This window comes from Umezakia ovalisporum Ak1311 (genome assembly GCF_029891685.1).
Taxonomy (GTDB): Bacteria; Cyanobacteriota; Cyanobacteriia; order Cyanobacteriales; family Nostocaceae; genus Umezakia; species Umezakia ovalisporum.
Map to the genome: position 1 here is coordinate 1 of NZ_JANQDJ010000021.1, position 19,274 is coordinate 19,274.

General features: G+C 40.3%; 16 protein-coding genes and 2 pseudogenes. 9 read left to right on the forward strand and 9 right to left on the reverse strand.

Annotated features, from left to right (window positions below):
- Positions 1–140, reverse strand: a pseudogene (locus NWP25_RS03210) (IS4 family transposase); the annotation flags it as partial.
- Positions 141–611: 471 nt separating this feature from the next.
- Between NWP25_RS03210 and NWP25_RS03215 the strand changes: the two are divergent.
- The gene (locus NWP25_RS03215; RefSeq protein WP_280651228.1) at positions 612–1,337 is read left to right on the forward strand and encodes a tetratricopeptide repeat protein; all 726 of its coding nucleotides are present in this window, start codon (positions 612–614) and stop codon (positions 1,335–1,337) included.
- A 122-nt stretch (positions 1,338–1,459) separates the two neighbouring features.
- Here NWP25_RS03215 and NWP25_RS03220 read toward each other — a convergent pair whose 3' ends face one another.
- Together NWP25_RS03220 and psaM are read right to left on the reverse strand one after the other, a co-directional pair.
- Positions 1,460–1,861: a slr1601 family putative cell division protein gene (locus NWP25_RS03220; protein WP_280651229.1), complete on the reverse strand. Its 402-nt coding sequence runs from the start codon at positions 1,859–1,861 to the stop codon at positions 1,460–1,462.
- 601 nt (positions 1,862–2,462) lie between these two features.
- Complete coding sequence (gene psaM, locus NWP25_RS03225; protein WP_006196319.1) at positions 2,463–2,558, reverse strand: photosystem I reaction center subunit XII; 96 nt, start codon at positions 2,556–2,558, stop codon at positions 2,463–2,465.
- A gap of 159 nt (positions 2,559–2,717) precedes the next feature.
- Here psaM and NWP25_RS03230 point away from each other — a divergent pair, with 159 nt between their 5' ends.
- Positions 2,718–3,974, forward strand: coding sequence for an FGGY-family carbohydrate kinase (locus tag NWP25_RS03230; RefSeq protein ID WP_280651230.1), 1,257 nt, complete (start codon positions 2,718–2,720; stop codon positions 3,972–3,974).
- A 22-nt stretch (positions 3,975–3,996) separates the two neighbouring features.
- On the forward strand, positions 3,997–4,173 hold the full coding sequence (locus tag NWP25_RS03235; protein ID WP_280651231.1) for an RNA 2'-phosphotransferase family protein: 177 nt from the start codon (positions 3,997–3,999) through the stop codon (positions 4,171–4,173).
- Positions 4,174–4,372: 199 nt separating this feature from the next.
- Here NWP25_RS03235 and NWP25_RS03240 read toward each other — a convergent pair whose 3' ends face one another.
- Complete coding sequence (locus tag NWP25_RS03240; RefSeq protein WP_280651232.1) at positions 4,373–5,170, reverse strand: GNAT family N-acetyltransferase; 798 nt, start codon at positions 5,168–5,170, stop codon at positions 4,373–4,375.
- A gap of 159 nt (positions 5,171–5,329) precedes the next feature.
- Between NWP25_RS03240 and NWP25_RS03245 the strand changes: the two genes are divergently transcribed.
- The 4 genes from NWP25_RS03245 (at position 5,330) to devC (ending at position 11,615) form a co-directional block, all read left to right on the forward strand.
- The gene (locus tag NWP25_RS03245; protein WP_280651233.1) at positions 5,330–8,344 is read left to right on the forward strand and encodes a valine--tRNA ligase; all 3,015 of its coding nucleotides are present in this window, start codon (positions 5,330–5,332) and stop codon (positions 8,342–8,344) included.
- A 105-nt stretch (positions 8,345–8,449) separates the two neighbouring features.
- Positions 8,450–8,878: a hypothetical protein gene (locus tag NWP25_RS03250; RefSeq protein ID WP_280651234.1), complete on the forward strand. Its 429-nt coding sequence runs from the start codon at positions 8,450–8,452 to the stop codon at positions 8,876–8,878.
- A 268-nt stretch (positions 8,879–9,146) separates the two neighbouring features.
- On the forward strand, positions 9,147–10,430 hold the full coding sequence (locus NWP25_RS03255) for an ABC exporter membrane fusion protein (protein WP_280651235.1): 1,284 nt from the start codon (positions 9,147–9,149) through the stop codon (positions 10,428–10,430).
- Between the two features lie 9 nt (positions 10,431–10,439).
- The gene (gene devC / locus NWP25_RS03260) at positions 10,440–11,615 is read left to right on the forward strand and encodes an ABC transporter permease DevC (RefSeq protein ID WP_280651236.1); all 1,176 of its coding nucleotides are present in this window, start codon (positions 10,440–10,442) and stop codon (positions 11,613–11,615) included.
- Between the two features lie 59 nt (positions 11,616–11,674).
- On the opposite strand, the gene NWP25_RS03265 is transcribed toward devC, so the two are convergent.
- A complete protein-coding gene (locus NWP25_RS03265) occupies positions 11,675–13,684 on the reverse strand; it encodes an ABC1 kinase family protein (RefSeq protein WP_280651237.1) in 2,010 nt (669 codons plus the stop codon).
- Between the two features lie 395 nt (positions 13,685–14,079).
- Between NWP25_RS03265 and recN the strand changes: the two genes are divergently transcribed.
- Positions 14,080–15,810, forward strand: a complete 1,731-nt coding sequence (recN, locus tag NWP25_RS03270) for a DNA repair protein RecN (protein WP_280651238.1) — start codon at positions 14,080–14,082, stop codon at positions 15,808–15,810.
- Between the two features lie 121 nt (positions 15,811–15,931).
- Here recN and NWP25_RS03275 read toward each other — a convergent pair whose 3' ends face one another.
- Together NWP25_RS03275 and NWP25_RS03280 are read right to left on the reverse strand one after the other, a co-directional pair.
- Positions 15,932–16,840 (reverse strand): ATP adenylyltransferase family protein, encoded by a 909-nt coding sequence (locus tag NWP25_RS03275; protein WP_390902803.1) that lies wholly within the window; start codon positions 16,838–16,840, stop codon positions 15,932–15,934.
- Positions 16,841–17,072: 232 nt separating this feature from the next.
- Positions 17,073–18,140: a J domain-containing protein gene (locus tag NWP25_RS03280; RefSeq protein WP_280698869.1), complete on the reverse strand. Its 1,068-nt coding sequence runs from the start codon at positions 18,138–18,140 to the stop codon at positions 17,073–17,075.
- Positions 18,141–18,280: 140 nt separating this feature from the next.
- Here NWP25_RS03280 and NWP25_RS03285 point away from each other — a divergent pair, with 140 nt between their 5' ends.
- On the forward strand, positions 18,281–18,640 hold the full coding sequence (locus tag NWP25_RS03285) for a Rieske (2Fe-2S) protein (RefSeq protein ID WP_280657645.1): 360 nt from the start codon (positions 18,281–18,283) through the stop codon (positions 18,638–18,640).
- A gap of 74 nt (positions 18,641–18,714) precedes the next feature.
- On the opposite strand, the gene NWP25_RS03290 is transcribed toward NWP25_RS03285, so the two are convergent.
- Both NWP25_RS03290 and NWP25_RS03295 read right to left on the reverse strand, forming a co-directional pair.
- On the reverse strand, positions 18,715–19,044 hold the full coding sequence (locus NWP25_RS03290) for a winged helix-turn-helix transcriptional regulator (RefSeq protein WP_280657646.1): 330 nt from the start codon (positions 19,042–19,044) through the stop codon (positions 18,715–18,717).
- Between the two features lie 166 nt (positions 19,045–19,210).
- A pseudogene (locus tag NWP25_RS03295) lies at positions 19,211–19,274 on the reverse strand (photosystem II protein D1); the annotation flags it as partial.

A 19,274-nucleotide genomic window follows, 5' to 3' on the forward strand; every position in this document is an offset into this window, starting at 1 on the left:
CGCATACTTGTTAAACTATTATCCAAGGCATAAGCCAACCAACACTCAACATAAAGACGGCTGTTCAAAACTGGATAATCATTTTTTGGCAACGGTCTGAGGATGTCTTTGACAATCTTGGGAAATGAATTTATAATCATCATCAATTATTTTTTTCAATCCTTCGCCCAGAATTTACCATATTTTGGGCTATTTTTATCACCTCTTTCTTAACATTCAACACTTGTGGGAAGAATCAAAGACGAAAAGCACGGGTTAGATATGCTCGAAAGCACTTAAAAGTAAGTAGCATACGGAATCAAATTAAGAATTTTCACAGATGTAGCAGGAATTGCGTGACTTTTGGTCATGCAGGTCTAATAGTCTTTAAGATTGATATTTATTCTTTCTGGAATTCAACTTACGGGTGAAGTATTAATTATTGGGTTTAAGTATTAATAGTTGAAGTGAGGTAAAGTCTTCCACTTTTTGCATCTGGTAGCTTGAATTCGGTCTTGATCCTAAAAATTGAGTAATCATAGACACCTTAATAACTGACACAGGGGCAAAACTACCATCACCGCAAAAAACGTAATTTAATTTCAAAGAGCAGGTAGCTCAGGCAAAACAATATGAATAAGTATTCATTTTTATCTTCTCCTAACCACAACAATCATCGATACAATGTTGTGCGAAATAGCACTTTTCCTGCTAGCGAGCATGAGAATAAGGGCACTGGTGGATCTGTTTTAGGTGACGAGGACTTACGCTCTTGCGCTTTGAGTTCAGCTCGACAAGGAAATTATACTCAGGCGATCGCAGTACTAACCGAATTAATTCGTCGCCATCCGCAAAATTCTGTTGATTACAATAATCGGGGATTAATTTATTTTCACAGTGGTGAAATGCCAAAAGCTTTGGTCGATTACAACACAGCACTGGAATTGAATCCCAATTTAGTTAGCGCTTATAATAATCGAGCTAATTACCATGCAGCCTGTGAAGATTTTGCCGCAGCACTCGCTGACTACGACCAGGCCATTGATTTGAATCCTAGTTATGTCCAGGCTTGGATTAACAGAGGAATTACCTTGCGTGATTTAAAACAATACGAAGAGGCTATTGAGAATTTTGAAATAGCAATGCTTTTCGGTCAGTTAGAAGGTCACATTTGGGCAGAACGGGGCAGGACTTATCATCTTTGGGGTGATTGGAATTGTGCGATCGCTGATTATCGTCGCGCCCTCACTCAACTACCGACACTACATCACAAAAGAGATATGTCTGGTTATCGATTACGTTTACAAGTCGAAAATTGGTTAAACGAGCTGTTTTTCCCTGAAAAGTTTAATGATTAGTTCGATAGTGATATTTTCCGACTTGTGTCTACATCCTAGGTTTAGGTGAGAAAACTCCTCTAAGTAAGTTAGCTGGATGAAGCAAAAATCCCGCCCCTGTAGGGAAGCGGAGGGTGGGAGTGTCAATCTAATTCTTTCACTTGCTTGCCATCTTGATTGACAAAGACTACTGGAAGTTCATTAGGCTTAAATTTATACCCTTGCTGTTGTCTAATACTATGAGCTTGACGGGGATCGAAATTACGTTTAAATTCCATCTGCAAACTCTGGACACGTTCTTCCATCAGCTTGACTTCAGTGCGAACTTCTCGCAACCTGTCTTGCTGTCTCCAGTGATAAGGGAGCAATTGCACCAGGGCAGATACTGCTGCTGCGGATATCACCAAATTAACCGCTATCTTTGCCGTAGTTTCCAAGGCCATCACCTGGTAGGAACGTTGACGAAGATGCCGTTTTGGTCGAGGAACACTCCGGTGTTTTTGTATAGGTTGTAGCGGGGGTCTAGAAGGTTGACTCGCGTTCATTATGCTAAAAAAACCTTACTGATTTCATGGCAACATCATAGAAAGCCTACTGGTAGGGATTACAGCCTGATTCAGCTGTTATCTAACTTGATTTTTACCAAGTTGCTACACGTATATTGAAAGTTAAAAATTAAGGCAACTCACGTAAGTAGCTAGTATTCAAAAGCTTTTGGCATCCAGCCACTAATACCCAGTTTGCCCGATTATTATTCTTTTAAAACATTATGTCAATTCCCAGTTGTAGTTATATTTGTGAATAGCTTTCCCAAGTTGTACTGTGTCTCCAAAATTTAAACGTGTTCCATTATACTATATCAATCTGTTTATTCGCGATGTTGTAGTGTGTTAATTTCTGCCAACTTTCTTTGCTAGTAATATTTTTACAGAAACATCGGGATAAATTAAACACCAAATTTTCACCGAGCAATTACGCTTTTTAGTAAAAATTTAACTAGTGGTTGTACTTTATTTTGAGAATTTAGGATTATGGCAGCAAATTAATTTTTTGTATTATGAATACAACAACCAGGACTAGCCTGATTGTTGCTTGAGAGTGGGGTGATTTGCAATGTGCCCCACTTAACCGTCTCAGAACGTGGTGTTATTTATAAAGTTCCGTTGCTAAACGCCAAGCCAGAATTCCTGGAATCAGCGCTACAGCTAGAGCAATGTACACTTGAGTGTCTGATATAGGCACGTTCGTAACCCTCCTGAGCTTCAAATGAATATTGAACAGTTCGTTTACTACTTTTCACTGTTTTGCCAAAAATGTGGAATATCTTGTAACAAGATGCAACATAAGCAGTAATCAACTAGTAACCATTTGTTACTTTTAATTAAAAAAATTTATAAAACTATGGATTTTTATTTGGGGATCGATTTTGGAACATCCGGCGTTAGGGGTGTAGTGATTAATCATCAAGCTTGCACCCAAATAGAAGTCAAGTATCCTTGGGCCAATGAGGATGTTTCTGATTTAGCCACTGCTTGGGAGAAGGCTTTATTTACAGTGGTGAGACAAATACCAGAAAAATTGCGGCGAAAAATCCAGGCCATGGCCATTAATGGTACTTCATCCACAGTGTTGCTCAGTGATGCTGCTGGAAAGCCCGTAGATACACCTTTACTCTACAACGATGCACGAGGAGCAGTTGCCCTAGAGCAGTTAAGAAAAATTGCCCCCGTACATCATAATGTCTTGAGTGCTACTTCCAGCCTAGCCAAACTACTGTGGATGATGCAACAACCGACTTTTAGCAAAGCTAAATATTTTCTGCATCAAGCCGATTGGTTGGGATTTTTGCTGCATGGGCATTTAGGAATTAGCGATTATCACAACGCTTTAAAACTAGGCTATGACGTAGAACAGTTAAAATATCCAGAATGGTTGCAGAAACTGCAATTACCGATTCAGCTACCCACTGTTTTACCTCCTGGTACTCCCATAGGGAAACTGCGCCCAGAAATTGCTTCTGAGTTTAATTTCCCCGATAATTGCCTAGTGTGTGCGGGGACGACTGATAGTGTTGCCGCTTTCTTAGCAAGTGGGGCTAAATCACCAGGGGAAGCTGTGACATCTTTGGGTTCGACCTTGGTGGTAAAACTGTTAAGTAGTACCCGTGTAGAAGATGCACGATACGGAATTTACAGCCATCGCTTGGGTAACTTATGGTTAACTGGGGGTGCTTCTAATACTGGTGGAGCTGTACTCAAGCAATTTTTTAGTCAAACTGAATTAGAAAGGTTTAGTAGCGAGATTGATGCCACAAAAGCCAGTGAGTTAGATTATTATCCATTATTGCAGCCAGGCGATCGCTTTCCCGTTAATGATCCCCATTTACCGCCACGATTAACACCACGTCCTGATCATCCCGTGGAATTTTTGCATGGTTTATTAGAAAGTATTGCCCGCATTGAAGCAATTGGGTATGAATTATTACAGGAGATGGGGGCGGATAAATTAACTCGTGTTTACACGGCTGGGGGTGGTGCAGCAAATCCCACTTGGTCTGCTATTCGTGAGCGACATTTAAAGATAACTGTAATTTCCTCTGTGAATCGGGAAGCTGCTTATGGTACAGCGCTGTTAGCTATGAGAGGCTTAGGAAAATAAAATTAATTATGGATATAGTACCATGGACACTCTGGCAAAAGTAAGTATCTGGTATGGTCATGCGGTGATATTTTTAGCTAATGGCATGGCTATGTATCAAAGAGGATTTAGTTTTTATTGCTGGCAAAATGGGGTTTGGTTGGTGGATTATGCACCATCTCAGTATTTAAATCTGATTAATCTAGAAAAATTGTCTTAAAGTTGGACTTTTGGTAACTAAGCGCAGAGACCCAGAGAGCGCAGCAATAATTTAACAGGAGAAAAGTTTTTTTAACAAGATTTCACCTGTTATGTCCAGGTTTTGCTATGTTGAGACCCAGTTTCTGCAACAGCTAGATTTAGTCTCAAATAGCCAGTATCAAGTGTAACAAAAGTATTGTCGTAAATTGCTGTAATAACTATTTCTTACAAGTAGGGGTCAGTTTTTGTGAAAAAAAAGTTTTTAAAGATTGAAAAGCAGCACAAAACTTTTGATTATTACAAGTAAAACGAGTGAAGCTTCCAGCAAAATTGCGGTGATAATCTCTCTGGTAATCGCTATAAATATTATTAATTTTATTAAAAATTTCTTCAGTCAAACATAAATTTATTTCTGATTGCAACCAATCAGCCAATATTGATTTTGATTGTTCATTATCTATATTTTCATCAGCCGACAAATCAAAGAAAATATTATGGTCAATAACTACAGATAATTTATCTTCCCTTTGATGAATAGCAGCACTAGAGAATAGATTGGGCTTACCGTAATCAAGCCACCAAAAAGTTAACTTTTTTCCTGGAGTTTTTGCGGGTTTATCAAATTTAGCAACAAAACCTAATTTAGACCACATATTGTCTAATCCATAATCACGGCTACAGGTTAAGCCAATGCCACTATACTGTTGAGTAATTTTCATGAGGTAATCAACAAGTTTTTTTGTCAATCTCTTACCCCGATGTGATGGTTCAATACACAGATGAATGATGCTGACCCGATCAAAGGAAGACGAAGCTCGATATAGTAGATAACCAATAAAGCCTGCTTGAGAATCAAGTGCTATAATTACCTGGCGACGAGCAGCATGATCGCGAAAAGAACCTTTTGAGAAAAATCCCAAAGTTGCTTTGTTAGCATCACCAAGTGCTATGACGCTTTCCAAATACGGGGATTTATCGTCAATCACTGCAATTGTTAACTGTGTTTCTTGTGTCATTTTTTTATCTCTTATCAAATGATTATTTTCAGGTTGTGAGAAGTGCGATCGCTTGGGGTGGTTTTCCCACTCTATGAATAAATCTGGATTTTTGGGAACAAACCCCCTCTCAGCCTATGGCAAAATTTATAAAGTCATTCTACAGTTAGTTTTCCCAGCATGACCGCAAATATTGCCCAACTCCCCAGTCTCTACGACCCCTTTAGCACCGAAGCCAAGTGGCAAAAATTTTGGGAAGAAAACCAAATCTACAAAGCTGACCCCAACCACGGTGGTGAACCTTACTGTATCGTCATTCCCCCTCCTAACGTCACCGGCAGTTTGCACATGGGTCACGCTTTTGAAAGTGCCTTAATTGATACCCTCGTGCGCTATCACCGCATGAAAGGACGGAACACCCTATGGGTTCCTGGCACAGACCACGCCAGCATCGCTGTGCATACAATGCTGGAAAAACAACTTAAGAAAGAGGGTAAAACTCGCTACGAACTGGGACGCGAAAAATTCTTAGAACGCGCTTGGCAATGGAAAGCCGATTCTGAGGGAACAATTGTTAATCAGTTAAAACGTTTGGGTGTGTCGGTTGACTGGACACGGGAACGATTTACCTTAGATGAAGGTTTATCAACAGCTGTTGTAGAAGCTTTTGTTAGTCTCTACGAATCGGGATTAATTTATCGTGGAGAATATTTAGTCAATTGGTGTCCTGCTACTCAGTCAGCCGTGTCTGATGTGGAAGTGGATAATCAAGAGGTTGAGGGTCATCTTTGGCATTTCCGTTATTTCCTCAGCGATAATTCTGGGTTTGTGGAGGTAGCGACCACTCGACCAGAAACTATGCTGGGTGATACGGCTGTAGCTGTTAATCCCAATGATGAAAGATATCGACACTTGATTGGTAAGACATTAACTTTGCCAATTATGAATCGGGAAATTCCCATTATTGGTGATGAGTTTGTTGACCCTCAATTTGGGACGGGTTGTGTCAAGGTGACTCCAGCCCATGACCCCAATGATTTTGAAATGGGTAAGCGCCACAATTTGCCTTTCATTAATATCTTGAATAAGGACGGTACTCTCAATGAGAAAGCCGGAGAGTTCCAAGGACAAGACCGCTTTGTTGCTAGAAAAAATGTGGTTGCTCGTTTAGAATCAGACAGTGTGTTGGTCAAGGTGGAGAATTATAAGCATACTGTTCCTTATAGCGATCGCGGTAAAGTCCCGGTTGAACCACTACTATCTACTCAGTGGTTTGTGAAAATTCGCCCCCTAGCTGATCAAGCTTTAGATTTTCTGGACAACCAAAATTCACCAGAGTTTATCCCCCAACGTTGGAATAAAGTTTATCGTGATTGGTTAGTCAAGTTGAAAGATTGGTGCATCTCTCGTCAATTATGGTGGGGTCATCAAATCCCGGCTTGGTATGCGGTCAGTGAAACCAATGGTCAAATTACCGATCACACACCCTTTGTCGTCGCCAAATCAGCAGATGCAGCTTGGGAAAAAGCAAGCTCACAATTTGGTGAAAATGTCCAGCTAGAACAAGACCCAGATGTATTGGATACTTGGTTTTCTTCTGGACTCTGGCCGTTTTCAACTTTGGGCTGGCCAGAACAAACTCAAGATTTAGCGACATACTACCCTAACAGTACTTTGGTCACTGGTTTTGATATTATCTTTTTCTGGGTGGCCAGAATGACGATGATGGCAGGACACTTTACTGGAACTATGCCATTTCATGATGTTTACATCCACGGTTTAGTCCTGGATGAAAACGGTCAGAAGATGTCAAAAACTAAAGGTAATGGTATCGATCCATTGTTGTTAATTGACAAATATGGTACGGATGCACTGCGTTATGCCTTAGTTAAAGAAGTCGCTGGGGCGGGTCAAAATATCCGCTTGGAATATGATCGCAAAAAAGATGAATCGTCATCGGTAGAAGCTTCTCGCAACTTTGCTAACAAGTTGTGGAATGCAGCCCGGTTTGTAATGATGAACTTGGATGGACAAATCCCAGCACAACTCGGTGAACCAATGGCCACTGAATTAAGCGATCGCTGGATTATTTCTCGATATCATCAAGTTATCAAACAAACTAGTAATTACATTGATAACTACGGTTTAGGGGAAGCAGCAAAAGGTTTATATGAATTTATTTGGGGTGATTTTTGCGACTGGTATATTGAATTAGTCAAATCCAGGTTACAAAAAGATGCAGATTCTCCATCCCAGAAGGTTGCACAACAAGTTCTTGCCTATGTACTAGAAGGAATTTTAAAATTACTGCATCCGTTAATGCCTCACATTACTGAGGAAATTTGGCAGACCCTCACCCAACAACCAGCTGATTCATTACCAACTTTATCTCTACAACCCTATCCTGAAGCAGATAATAACCTGATTAATCCAGATTTGGAAGCACAGTTTGAATTGCTAATCGGCACAATTCGCACAATTCGGAATTTACGGGCTGAAGCAGATATTAAGCCAGGAGCGAAAATCACGGCAAATTTGCAAACTGCTAATTTCCAAGAACAAGAAATCCTCACCACTGGACAAGCTTACATCCAAGATTTAGCCAAGGTAGAGAATTTAACTATTACTGGTGGAGAGGAAGTCAGCCCAACCGTTGCGATGAAAAAACCTCAGAAAGGTTTAAAGACAATTGGCTTAATTATCCTGGGGCTTGTTTTGCTGAGGGTGGGTTGGGTTACAGCCAATACAGTTTATCAAATTCCCTTGATAGGCACATTGTTTGAAATAGTAGGTTTAATCTACACATCTTGGTTTGTTCTCAAAAATCTACTTACAGCCCAGGCTAGAGAAAAGTTATGGGCTAATTGGTTCTCGCCAATGCATGAAGAGGAAATATCACGGACAAAATTACCAGAACCCCAAGCACCAGAAAATGTAATTGCTGGTGTTGTTGGTACGGTACAAGTAGTAATTCCTTTAAGTGGAGATGTAGTAGATATTGCTATCTTGCGGGCTAAACTAGAAAAAAGCCTCCACAAAGCTGAAACTGAGGCCAAGTCTTTGAGTACCAGGTTAAACAATTCTAAATTTGTGGATAAAGCCCCAGCAGAAGTGGTACAGGGAGCGAGAGAATCTTTAGCAGAAGCTGAAAAACAAGCCGAAATCTTGCGCGATCGTCTGCGTAGTTTAGCATAGCTGTAATGGGTAATGGTTGAACATCACTCAACCGTTACCTAGGCAATATTTTTCCACGATTAAACTTCAACAACATTTTGGCAATTCAAATCCGTAACTAAGGCTATGCTATATCTAGCTCAAGTAAACAAAAACACATTTTTACATCAGTATCAATTACGCTTGTTAGCACGTGAGGAAGGTGAAAACCTGTGGGTAGTTATCCAGGAAGAAACTGTGATTTTGTTAGCTCAAGGAACTAGCATGAGTGACAACTTACTGGTTTTGGTCAAGCTCTCCCCCACAGGTGAAATTGAAAGTTGGGAGGATGCTACCAACTGGGTACTATATTTGGTCAAAACCTACCTCAGCATCGGTATTACACCAGAGCAATTGCAAGAAGAAGCAGAACGCGCCGAAAGTTGGCGACAATCTCTAACTTTACAAAACCAAGACCTAGCCCGTCGTTCTCTAGAATTAGAAGCCCGTCGGGAACAAATTCAAGCTTTAGAAGAAAGTCTCAAACGCCATAGAAACCCACGCAACAAAGATTAAATAATTCTGCGATGTCAAGATTGCTTTCAGCATTTCCCTAAGCTGATAAAACTAAGTCATACCCCCATAGGACTTACGCAATAACTCTCTTAAACCCTCTTTTAGAATTCTTTGTGTCCTTTTCAATATGGGTTGTGCCCACGCTGCACAAAGGTTTTTTCAGTTATGAAAAATGTTAAATTTAATACAACTTCGCCAACGGAGATTTTTTAGTTTTTTATGGAACAATCACATGAAATCACCACTAAATTTTAAATTTACAAGCTTGGTGACAACTATTTTTTTAGTTACAGGGGCTTTAATCACGGGTGCTGTTACAACTTACTTTGTAGTACGTTCCCAGTCAGCAAATTCCACTGCCCCACCAACTATTCCACCCACTACGAATATTGATATTAGTGCTGTTGCTGCTACGGGATATTTGGAACCTCAAGACGAAGTAATTGCTATATCTGCGCCAGCTTTCCAGGAAGGAGCAAGAATTAAACAACTGCTGGTCAAACCAGGGGATAAAGTTAAGTCTGGGCAAGTAATTGCTATTCTAGACAACCGCGAACGCTTGCAGGCATCTCTGCAACAGGCGCAAGCACAAATCAAAGTTGCCCAAGCCGGTTTACTTCAAGTCAAAGCTGGTGCAAAAAAAGGTGACATAATAGCTCAAACTGCCAGGTTTCAAGCCACAAAAGCTGAGTTAGAAGGACAAATCGCCTCCCAAAAAGCCGCGATTGCTAGCTTAGAGGCTAAATTGCAGGGAGAAAAAACTGCCCAAACAGCGACCATTGACCGCATCAAAGCTGAATTACAAAATGCCCAAACTGATTGTCAACGCTATAAATCTTTATACAAAGATGGGGCTGTAACAGCTCAACAACGCGATAGTTTTTGCCTCCAGCAAGACATGAATCAAGAACGTCTCAAGGAAGCCCAAGCAAATCTCAGCCGCATTGTCAATTCTTATCAACAAGATATTCAGGAAGCAAAAGCGAACCTGAATCGCACAATAGCCACAAATCAAAAGCACATTCAAGAAGCCCAAGCCACTCTAGACTCAGTTGCAGAAGTCCGTCCTGTAGATATAAAACTGGCGCAGATGGAACTCCAAGCCGCTCAAGCTGCTGCTCAAAGAGCTCGGGCAGATTTAGATTTAGCTGAAGTCCGATCACCCAGAGAAGCTCAAATTCTCAAAATTCACACATGGCCGGGTGAATTAATTGGTAATGAAGGAATAGTTGACTTAGGGAAAACTCAGCAAATGTATGTAACAGCCGAAGTATATGAAACTGACATTACTAAAGTGCGGGTAGCTCAAAAAGCCACAATTAAAGCTGATGGGGTCATAGATGAGTTACGGGGAACAGTAGAGGAAATCGGTTTGCAAATCGGCAAAAAAGATCTACTAAGTACTGACCCGGTTGTAGATGCAGATGCCAGAGTAGTTGAGGTGAAAATTCGCCTCGATGCAGAAGCTAGTCAAAAAGTTGCAGGGTTAACTAATTTACAGGTGAAAGTTGTGATTAATACCTCAGAAACTACGAGCAGTAATAGCAATTAGCAAAAAACTATGTTTAACAAACTACCTACAGCTTGGTTACAACTTAGACATCAAAGAACTCGGTTAATTGTCGCCCTTTCGGGAGTTATATTTGCAGTTGTAATTGTCTTTATGCAGCTTGGTATTCGTGATGCTTTGTTTGCTAGTGCTGTGCGTCTGCATGAAGGTTTACAAGGTGATTGTTTTTTAATTAGTCCGCGATCTACAGCCTTAATTGCCATGGAAAGCTTTAGCGAAAGGCGTTTAACTCAAGCGTTGGCATTTGAGGAAGTAGATTTTATCAATCCTATTTATTTAGGATTTGGTCAGTGGAAAAATACTGAAACTAAAAATTATTGGCGTAATATTTTTGTGATTGGTTTTGAACTACGAGATCAAAATCAAATATTTAATTTTCCAGGAGTTGAGCAAAATTTAAATTTACTCAAATTACCTGATATGGTTTTATTTGACCGCAGTTCCCGCAGTGAATTTGGCCCTGTTGTTGCAGAATTTGCAAAAAATGGCAGCGTGACAACAGAAATTAGTGATGCTGGCATAAATCGCAAAATTCATGTCGGTGGATTATTTGAGCTGGGAACTTCCTTTGGCTCTGACGGTAATTTACTTACTACTCATCTTAACTTTATGAGAATGTTTAGTAATCGTCAGCCAGGCTTAATTAATATTGGATTGATTAAATTAAAACCTGGACAAAATCCTGATGCTTTCGCTCAGAAACTCAAAGACTATTTACCCAAAGATGTTAAAGTTCTCTCCAAATCTGAATTAATTGCTTTTGAACAAAATTATTGGCAAAGTAGTACAGCCATTGGCTTTATTTTTAACTTAGGAGTAGCACTGGGAATTATTGTCGGTATTGTAGTTGTTTACCAAATTCTTTATACCAACGTTTCAGAACATTTATTAGAATACGCAACTCTCAAAGCAATGGGATACCGTCATAATTATCTTTTGTCTATGGTGCTGCAACAAGCTTTCTTTATTGCCATTTTAGGTTATGTACCAGGGTTCATCATTTCTATAATTCAATATAAATTTGCTCAACAAGCTACCTTACTCCCAATTGAAATGACTTTCCCTAGATCCATATTTGTCCTAGCAGCAACTATCATCATGTGTTTTATTTCTGGTGCTACAGCTCTAGGGAAACTAAAATCCGCAGACCCGGCTGATATTTTTTAACAACATCAGCTTGTATCCCCACCTAACATTCCTATAAGTGGGGACTTAGGCATCTTTTGTTAAATTTTAGATAAGTTCATTGGTACACTTACATTCCTCGCCCTCGCAGTATTGACTTCTTCCGCCACTAATAATTCCCGAATCAAACGTGCTACAGCCTTTTGCGTTAAGCGATAAGTAATTTGTTGACCCAAACGTTGCACACCTGGATTTACCAATAATTGGGCAATTTGGGGAGCTAGTTGCACTGGATCAAAACCACGGGTTTCTCGGAGAATATTTAAAATGCGTTTAATATGCTCTAAGGTTTGTTGTTGCTCAACCGTAGCCGCAGGAGTTTCGTTAATTGCTGTCAAACCTACTCGCTCTCGCAGCACATAAGTGAAGTTATGCAAGAAATTTTTGCCTAAGGCATTGAGTCCATTGAGAAATTCATCTACTATCTTGTCGCGAATGAATGCGCCACGTTCAGAAGCGAGAAATTCTACTCCCTGGTTTAAAACTAAATTAAAGTCATAATCCTGATTTTTTTTCGCATTACGCAGCAAGTTTTCTAAACGATTCCAACGGAATTTTTCATCCTTAAACAGCAAACCCTGTAGAGATGTTCTTAATTGCGTTGACGGGTCAGTTAATAAACGTTTAGCAACGTAAGGATAAGCTTCACTCAGAACTTTGAAGTTGGGATCTATATATATAGCAATACCCTCTAAGGTAACAAGAGAGCGAATAATTAAAGCGTAGTAAGGAGGTACGCGGAAAGGATACTCATACATCAAGGCCGAGAGTTCATCAGTGATGCTTTTAATATTCAAGTCAGCAACACTCGCTCCTTGAGCATCAGCAAACACTCTGGCAAATGCAGGAATAATTGGTGTTAAATCTGTATCTGGCGCTAAAAAATCCAGCTTTACATAGTCGTTAGCTAAACCTTCAAAGTCACGGTTAACAACATGAACGATCGCTTCAATCAAACCATAGCGCTGGGGGGGCTGTACTTCACTCATCATCCCAAAGTCGAGATAAGCCAATTTGCCATCTGGTGTAGCTAATAAATTACCTGGATGGGGATCAGCATGGAAAAATCCGTGTTCTAATAGCTGGCGCAGGGAGCATTGCACCCCCACCTCAATCAGATAACGAGCATCTATACCTTGGGCGCTAATTTCGGCGGTTTGCGTTAATTTTGTACCTGTTATCCACTCCATCGTCAATACACGACGATTGGTGTACTCCCAGTAAATTTTCGGTACGTAAATATCTTTTAAATGACCATATAACTCGAAAAAGCGCTCGGCATTTTCTCCCTCATGAATGTAATCCATCTCTTCAAAGATGCGATCGCCTAATTCATCGAGTATACCAACTAAATCACTGCGTACCCTTTTCACATTGCTTTTTACCCAAGCGGCGATTTGGCGCAGAATAAACAGGTCAATGGTAATTCGCTCTCTTAAGTCGGGGCGTTGGACTTTAATGGCTACTTCTTCACCAGTTTTGAGTTTACCTTTATAAACTTGCCCCAAAGAAGCTGCGGCAATGGGCTGGTGGGAAATTTCGGCGTAAATTTCCGGGGGTGGTGCGCCTAATTCTTCTTCAATAAACTGGTAAGCAATTTCGTTGGCAAAAGGTGGTAATTGGTCTTGTAGCCTTGTTAATTCTTCTAGATATGTGGGGGGAACCAAATCCGGTCTAGTGGATAAAGCCTGACCAATTTTTATATAAGCTGGTCCGAGTTTCGTCAGTAATTCTCGCAGTTGAACCGCTCGACGGTAATCTTTTTTCACGACTATTCCCCGGCGGCTATCCCACCACAAACCAAACACAAAGGAGAGTGTGGGCCCCAAAACTGTAAAAATACGTTGCAAAACTTTGAGGGGGCGCTGGCTATAATGTGCCTTGATTTCTTCGGGATCATAACGAATGGCCTCAGTCTCAGACTGTTGGTCATTTATGCGTTTTAATGAACGAACAACCAAATTTGATTGACCATTTTCTGTGAATACTTCAGTCACTTGTGGTTCGTCCTCGGTTTTTTGGGAAGTCGGGGGAAGTGTCTTAACAATCATGAAGCAAGCCACTAGTCAGATTAAGCATGTAAAGTATTGTAACAATAAGTTTACAAATAAGCATCCGTCAAAAGGAAAAAAGTGCTGAGTGAGGAGTGAGGAAAGGGTGTTTAATGCTGTTTCCCTAATTTAACTAATGTGCTGTACGCAAATATTGACGGGAAATAGAAATAATAAATAAATTATTAGTCTAAGTAAAAGCAATCAAGAGTTTTGTTACACTAAAGCGGGGTGTAGTTCCAATAATAGTAAATATTTCTGCCTTTCTCAGTGCTGAGTTGAAAGGGCTGAGTCAACTACCGACTTTAAATTATCTTGTCAACCTAGCACTCAGTACCGGCTAGGCCCCACTATGTGCTTCAGCACCCAGCACTCAGAAAGGAGTATTTGGCTTGATGTTGCTTTGTCTGCGAATTGAAAATTTTGCTCTCATTGATCAACTAGAACTTGAATTTGGGCCTGGACTCAATGTACTAACAGGTGAAACCGGCGCAGGAAAATCGATTATATTGGATGCTATGGATGCAGCTTTGGGCGGTAAAGTCTCTAGTCGAGTGATTCGCACTGGTACAAACCGCTCAGTGGTGGAAGCTACTTTTACATCTAATCCTTCTTTAAGTGCTTGGTTGATTGAACAAGAAATTGATTTAATAGAAGATAACTGCGTCATTGTCAGCAGAGAAATTACTGCCAGTGGTACTAATATCCGCAGTCGGTCGCGGATAAACGGGGTGTTGGTCAATCGGCAAATGATGGTGGGGCTGCGCGATCACTTGGTGGAAATTACCGCCCAAGGTCAAACTGTACAGGTGGGACAATCTGCCCAAATTCGTGAATGGTTAGATATGTATGGTGGCGAGTCCCTTATGCAACAGCGTCAAATCATCGCCACAGCCTTTAATGCTTACCAAAAAGCCCATCAGACCTTAGAAAAACGTCGGACATCAGAACGGGAACGTCTACAGCAACTCGACTTGCTTACCCATCAAATACAGGAATTAGGCACTGCTCATCTCCAAGATCCCCAGGAATGGGAACAACTAATACAAGAACGGGAACGCCTCAATCATGTAGTTGAACTGCAACATATGAGTTACAAGGTGTATCAGTTGTTGTATCAAAACGATAATGAAAGCCCAGCTGCGGCGGATTTATTCGCAGACAGCGAAGCAACCTTAACTGACATGGTAGAGTATGATATCCAACTGCAACCTCTGTTGGATTTAGTCAGGGATGCTCAAACTGTGATCAGCGAAGTGGGAAGACAAATTAACGCTTATGGAAGTAATTTGGAAGCTGATCCCCAACGATTGCAAGAAGTAGAAGAACGCATTCAAGAATTAAAACAAATTTGCCGTAAGTATGGCCCCACCCTCACAGAAGCCATCGCCTATTACCAACGCATCCAAAAGGAATTGGCAGAACTGAACGACAACGAACAATCTATTGAAAGTTTAGAACAGCAAGAAACAGCTCGCTTGGCACAGCTGACCCAAGCTTGTGCAGAGTTAACTAAACTGCGTCGTCAAACCGCAGCCAATTTAGAATCCCGATTGCTGGCTGAACTCAAGCCCCTAGCTATGGAAAAGGTGAAGTTTCAAGTTGAAATAGCACCTACTTCCCCCACAGCCACAGGTGCAGACAAAATAACCTTTATGTTTAGCCCTAACCCTGGGGAACCATTGCAACCTTTGATAGACATCGCCTCTGGGGGTGAAATGAGTCGCTTTTTGTTAGCCCTAAAAGCTTGTTTTTCCCAGGAAGATACTGGTGAAACAATGGTATTTGATGAAATTGATGTTGGCGTTTCTGGTAGAGTAGCTCAAGCGATCGCTGAAAAATTACATCAGCTCAGTCAAAATAATCAAGTATTATGTGTCACCCATCAACCTTTAGTAGCCGCTATGGCAGATCGGCATTTTCGTGTAGACAAGCAAACTATTACTGTAAGTAGTCATACTGAGCAACGTACCGTGGTACGGGTGACTAATTTGGACAATCTCAGCAATCGCCGGGAAGAATTGGCACAGTTAGCTGGTGGTAACTCAGAAACAGATGCCATCGCCTTTGCTGAATCTCTATTATTGCAAGCAGCTCACCATCGTCGCCAAGAAAGTAACCTTTAGGTTGATAAAACCTAGATAGATTTACGGGTTTGATAATTTTGATATCAGACATGGCATCAACTAATAGTTCTCCCGGATTTATAATCTTCATTCGGTCATAAAATATCTTAATAATCCATATCTACACAACAGGTACAGCTACATTCTTCAAAATAGTCATTGGCCCTTGTTTTTTAATCAACTGCATTTGTTCCTCATTTCGCACCAGCAACCCACCCGCAAATCCCAAAGAGTTTACAGATATCGAGGCAAAATCCTCCTGCGATCGCGGTACTATTAACATCCATTCTCGTGTAGCTAAAAAATTGTAAGCCCCAGATTGTCTATTGTCCTCAACCGCCCTTAACCCCACAGCACTCAGCAAAGTATAATATAGCTCCAGTGTTGCAGTTGCAGCGGTTAACGGTGCAGAACTCCAACCAGAGTCTAGCTTTCCTAAAGCATGGAGAAAAGGCAATCCTGGTACAGTGGTTACAGAATCTTGAAATTGTGCTGACTTCAGTAGCGGTTCTATAGGTACTTCCACCCCTGACCCTGTGAGTGGTAACGGTACCATTTGCAGATGTTTATGTGGCTGACTAGCTCCAGCAAGTTTACCGCCATTGTAGAACACTAAACCATCAAATTCAGCTAAACACGCCCACATAGCCGCAAAATCATCGATGTTCAGTAATTTTTCTTGCTCTTCAAAAGCGCGGGTAATAATTAGTAGATGGTACTCAACAACATTGAATTTATTTAATATACAAACATGAGTTTGCGAAATATCCGCAACAAATAAATCTTGCTCATAGGGAAGAAAAGGATTAGTTTTTTTATCTTGCTGCTTGGCTGCATCTTTACGGCTAAAATTAGATAAAATTCTGACTAAAAATTTAATGCCATTCTGCTCGACGAATTCAAAATTTGTCGGTATTGACAGCAAAGCTCCACATTTTAAAGCATATTCAGTCTGCTCTTCAATACTTTTCCACAAAGTTCCAGGTTTCAGTAACATTTTGTCCCGTGCTATTTCTTTTACTTCGGACATGGTAAAATATTGTCGTATTTTTAACTAACTTAATTATGTAATTAAACTATGTAATTTAATTATGTACTATGTAATTTAATTATGTATTTATATAGCCATTGCCGTGGAGGTACTAAAAAACAACTAACTATCCATGTAAACACACAGATAATTCTGTATTTATTATGTTATGTAAACGCTATATTTACAAAGGTATATAATTTTATTTTCCCAAATCAATTTAATTTTGATTTTAGAAAAACATAACTTCACCCATCTCAACAAATATTTTATCAAACGTATCATCCATAATATCTTGATTAATATGGTGCAAAACTGTCGGGCCCGAGAAGAATTCTTGAATAGTAATTTTATGTTCTCGAAAGTCCCTGACAAAATCCCGGATAGCGGTAATAATTTTAATTTCCGATTCCACTTGTTCCAGCATACTGCCAATAGCATCCACTCCGTGTCGCGCCGCTTTTCTACAATCAGAAACTATCGCTCCTTCTGGAGTATTTTTAACTAAGCGAAGTTCCTCTTTTAACTTCTCATATTGATTTTTGAGAATCTCATTTTGCTGTTCTATTCTCATGCATTGGCGAGTTAAATCGTCTGCATTATTAATGTCAATAGCTTGGCGTGCTTGATATTGCTGTTCTATTTCTAACAGTCGAGCCAAGTCACCCTCTTGGTAAGCTTTGTTAATTTCCTTCATGATTTCCGTATAGACCATTTGAGTTTCGCCATCTTTTACCTTGTCTGGGTGAAATATTTCGGCTAAACTCAAAAATATATGACGGATATTTCTGGCATTATCAGATTTATTCCCATTACGCGAATCTAGATCCTGTGATGCCTGTTGATATTGATAATGTCTTTTTCGATACCTGGCTGAGAAATCATCTTCTTCCTGATTAGTTTCCAATATTTCCTCTAATTCTGTGTCTTGTTCTTCTGGTTGGTTTTTTGATTTGGTAGTGATAATTCTCGCTACCTGGAGTTGATAGTAAATTGCTTCAATATCTTTTTTGCTCTGCTTACCAAATTTTCTCCTAGTCAAAATTTCATCAAATAAAGTATGAATTTCTCGGTCAATGTCTATTAGTTGTTGGAACTGGGGATGACATCGTTGCAATATATCTGCGGACACAGTACGCATTTGTTCCACAAAATTTGTCAGTTCAGTCCTTTTTTTCTTTATTTGTTTCAACAGCCTCTGGTGTTCTTCATCCAAGGTTTGTACACGGATATGGATAGATGAAAGAGCCAGTGATGTTGTAGTTGAGGACTGGGATGAAGCTCTTGATTTTCTCGGCATAAAACAGGCGAGTCTGAATGAGTTGACATCTGTATACAGATCCTACCGCCAAAAGATTAAGTTTACTCAATTAATCCAGGCGATCGCACTGGTCACAATTGCGGGAAACTGAAAGCAGAGAATTAAGAAAGGAGAACCGAATGAGCTGGACTAGAGTTCTTGCATCCGACGCGCTAGCAGCAGATGGGAGACAAGTGGTAAAAGTTGGCAAACGGAAAATTCTACTTTTAAACCACGAAGGTGAACTTTATGCTGTCGATAACACCTGTCCTCATTTAAAAATGCCAATGAAAAATGGCAAAATTACTGAAAGCGGGGCAATTCTTTGTCCTATACATCGTAGTGCTTTTGACCTAAGTACTGGTGAGGTACAAGAGTGGTGTCCTTGGCCACCTGGTGTAGGTAAAGTCCTTTCCATGATTTCAGAACAAAAAAAACTACCAGTATTCCCTGTGCGTGTGGAAGAAGGCAGTATTTGGATTGACCTACAAGAAGAATAGTAGCTTCTTCATAGCAAGCGATCGCTTACGCTAGTTTAACTTAAACTCAGGTCGATCGCTCCCCAAATTTTTTCCTAACTACCCCAACGTTTAACAGCCCATTCATGCATAGCATAAAGAATTGGTAAAAGACTTTCCCCCAAACTTGTTAACGAATATTCTACCTTTGGGGGGATTTGTGCGTATACTTCTCGATGTACTATCCCGTCTTCTTCCATTTCTCTGAGTTGCTGCGTCAGCATTTTTTGGGTAATTCCAGGTAAGCCTCGTTGCAGTTCCCCAAAGCGTTTGACCCCAGAAATTAATTCCCTAATAATTAGAACCTTCCACCGTCCGCCAATTATTTTTAAGGTGGTTTCAACTTCGCAAGTGTATCTGGTATCTGTTTTCGCTTCAGCTTTCATAGTTACTTTTTTAGGAATAGTTTGTCAGTCCACCCACCTACAGACGTTCCTGCGGAATGTCTCTACAATTTTGTCTACATTATGAGATTAAAAAACGCCCCCCATTCCTGAGAGGCGCTTTTTGTTTCAGTCTTATTTAACTGAGCTTAGAAATTAAGCCTTGAAATTAACCGTTGATTGCAGGAGCAGTCAAAGCAACAGGAGCAACTTCACCAGCAGCCAAGTCTAAG